The sequence below is a fragment of the Mycobacterium sp. genome (assembly GCF_049280035.1).
GTDB lineage: Bacteria > Actinomycetota > Actinomycetes > Mycobacteriales > Mycobacteriaceae > Mycobacterium.
The window spans coordinates 1-3,252 of sequence record NZ_JBAPPI010000726.1 but is presented as its reverse complement, the minus strand read 5'-3'; the positions used below and the strand labels follow the sequence as shown (position 1 = coordinate 3,252).

Annotated in this window: 1 protein-coding gene; it reads left to right on the top strand. The window is 62.7% G+C overall.

Annotated features, from left to right (window positions below; genetic code table 11):
- On the top strand, positions 1–3,161 hold a 3,161-nt coding region (locus WAN71_RS23490; protein ID WP_422227630.1), incomplete at its 5' end, for a protein kinase domain-containing protein.
- Between the last annotated feature and the right edge of the window lie 91 nt (positions 3,162–3,252).

The window sequence follows — 3,252 nt, the reverse complement described above, 5'->3', positions numbered from 1 at the left end:
TCCGCGGTCACGGACCACTCGGGGTTCGCGAGGCCTTGGAGATAGGGGTGCGCCTGGCGGGCGCTCTGGAAACCGCTCACCGGGCGGGCGTACTTCATCGCGATGTCAAGCCCTCCAACGTCTTACTTACTGCTTACGGGGAACCGCAACTTGGCGACTTCGGCGTCGCGCGCATGGCGGGTGGCCCTGAGACCTCCTCGCACAGCGTTGTCGGCTCCCTGGCATACATCGCGCCGGAACTCTTCGAGGGTGCCGCTGTCTCGGTCGCTGCGGATGTCTATGGCCTGGCGGCCACCGTCTTCACCGTGCTCAGCGGCGACCCGCCATTTGCTGTGAGATCGGGCGAGCATCCCATTGCGTTTGTTCGTCGGGTGACAGTTGGTCCGATCCCTGATCTCCGCGCGAAAGACGTCCCAGACCCGGTCTGCTCGGCATTAGAGCTCGGGTTGCATATCGATCCGGCACGGCGTCCAAGCTCTGCCGCAGCGTTCGGTGAGACTCTGCGAGCGGCCGCCAACGATGTCGGATTCACCATCGCCGACGTTCCGCTGGAGCTACCGGCACCGGCGATAGACGCCGACGAATCGGGTTCTGGCACCGAAACTCCCGTATCAGCGGGGCATTACGCCGCAATTGGATTACGCTCGGACGGGTCGGGCTCGATCCAGCGAGCGCACTACCCGCCGAGCGCGCCGACACGATTTCGCCCGCCGACATTCACTCGCCCGACAGTGCCGAGGCAGCGAATCCTCGACCGTCTCGGGTCGGGGCCAAGGCCAAAGCTGGCCCTGATTCACGCGCCCGCCGGCTACGGCAAAAGCACCCTGGCAGCACAGTGGGCCGAAACCCTCAAACGACAGGATCTGAAGACCGCATGGTTGGCTATCGATAGCGACGACAACAACACGGTCTGGTTTCTGGCCCACCTGATTGAGGCGATTCGGCGCACGATGCCAGACCTCGCCGACACACTACAACAAGAATTCGAAGGCCATTTGGAAAATACGCCGGAATATGTCTTTAACGCGTTGATCAATAGCCTACATTCCGACAAACAAACCCTCGCGCTGGTGATGGAAGACTGGCATCGCGTAGACAATACTGAAACAATAGATGCTCTTGCCTACCTGCTTGAGAATAGTTGCCATCACCTACATCTCATTGTCACAAGTCGTACGCGTTCGGGGCTTCCGCTCTCTACGTTGGCGGTCCAGGGGGAGCTGGTAGAAATCGACTCGTCGCTTCTCAAATTCGATACGGCCGAATCCCAGGCGCTGCTGGTCGATCAATGCGGCCTCGAGCTCACGCCAGCCAATGTGGCCCAACTCGAGGAATCCACAGACGGATGGGCCGCCGCCTTGCAGCTGGCGTCAATATCCCTTCGTGGCCGTCCTGACCCAGCCGCACTCATCGAGAATCTGTCCGGGCGACATAAAGCAATAGGTGACTATTTGGCGTCCAACGTCCTAGACAGCCTTGAGTCGGATCTCCTCGATTTTCTGCTTGCGACCTGCATTCCCAAACAGATCTGCAGTGGATTGGCTACCGCGCTCACCGACAACCGGCGCAGTCGAAGCTTCCTGGAAGAGATCGAAAACCGTGATCTCTTTCTACGGAGGATGGACGCCGAGGGATCGTGGTTCCAATACCATCACCTTTTCGCCGACTACCTGCGGCACCGCCTCGAGCGCGACGCACAAGATCGCGTTCCCGAACTGCACCGCAGAGCCGCGCGGTGGTTTACCGAACACCAGATGCTCAGCCAGGCCGTTGATCACCTGATCCTCGCCGGGGACGCAGGGCGGGCGGTCGACGCGGTCGAGGAGGCGGGCCCGGATCTGAACGAGCAGAACCAGTTGCATACATTGATCGGGCTTGCCGCGAAGCTGCCGGCGCGACTCGCCGATGCGCGGCCCAGGCTGCAGGTCGACGTTGCGTGGGCAAACGTCGTACTTCACCGCCTGGCAGCGTGTGAGGACGCGCTGCGGTTGGCCGAGCTGGGCATCGACTCGCTTCCGGCCGACCAGGCCGCCGATCTCCGCGCCGAGATGGACCTGGTGCACCCGGTAATCGCCGCTTTTCAGGACCGCCTGGACCCCGTCGCCGCGGCCGATGCCGTGCAGGCTTGTGTCGACAGGGCGGACACGCTTCACCCCTTCATTCTCGGCCGGGCAGCCGACGTCGGCTCATTTCGTGCCATTAGGGTGTTCGACTTCGATGACGCGCTGCGTTGGCAGCGGTGGGCACGCCAATACCATCAGCGGACCTCCGGGGCGCTGAGCGCTAGCTACGGATATTGCTTCGCGGCGATCGCCGCGAACGAGCAGCTCGACGTCGCCGACGCTGAGGCGCACCTGCGACACGCGATCCGGATCGCGCGGCTGCCGTCCGGACGCCCAACCTACATCGCGAAGCTGGCCGGATCCTTGTTGGGAGAGCTTCTCTATGAACGTGGTCAACTCGAGGAAGCCGAGGCACTGCTCGACGACGCCTACGAACTCGGCGCCGAGGGCGGACTCGTCGACTTCATGCTCGCGGCATTCGGAACCGGGGCGCGGCTGAAATTAGCCCGCGGTGACAACACCGCCGCCGACCGCCGACTGGCCGAAGGTCTGGAAATCGCGAGAGAGCTGCAACTGCCGCGACTCGAGGCTGGCCTGCTGTATGAACAGGTCCGATCAGCCACGATGTCGACTGAAGGAATCGACGAGTCGCTCGCTCACCGAGTCAGGAGCCAAGGTGTCCAAGCACTCGACGGAACCGGTGACGTCACAGCCGAACTCAGGGAGGACTCGCAAATCAGACTCCTCCTCGGCGACGGACAACCGTCCGCGCTCACTGCGGCCTGTACCCGAGCGCGCGCTCGTGTTGATCACGTTGATCAACACAAGCGCCCGCGCGCACACCTTCAGGCCACGCTGCAGTACGCGTTCTGCCTAGCGGTGGCCGGCAACACCGACCAAGCGCAGCGCGTCCTAGCGCCAGCCTTGAGAACCTGCGCCGCGCTTGGACTTAGCCACCTGCTCATCGACGAAGGACCGCAGATGCTCCGCCTCGCTAAGGACACCGCGGTCCAAACCGAAGGCGAAGTGGCCGACGCCACTACTTCCGCAAACCTCCGTAGCTTTGTTCTGAATCTGGCAGAGGCCTCAAGCCGCTAGGCCCGGTATTGCTTGGAGGACAACGCCGTGGCGGGATTCGCACGGACCTCGTCCTTGACCGGTTGATCGTGGCTGCGCCCCGATCATGAGA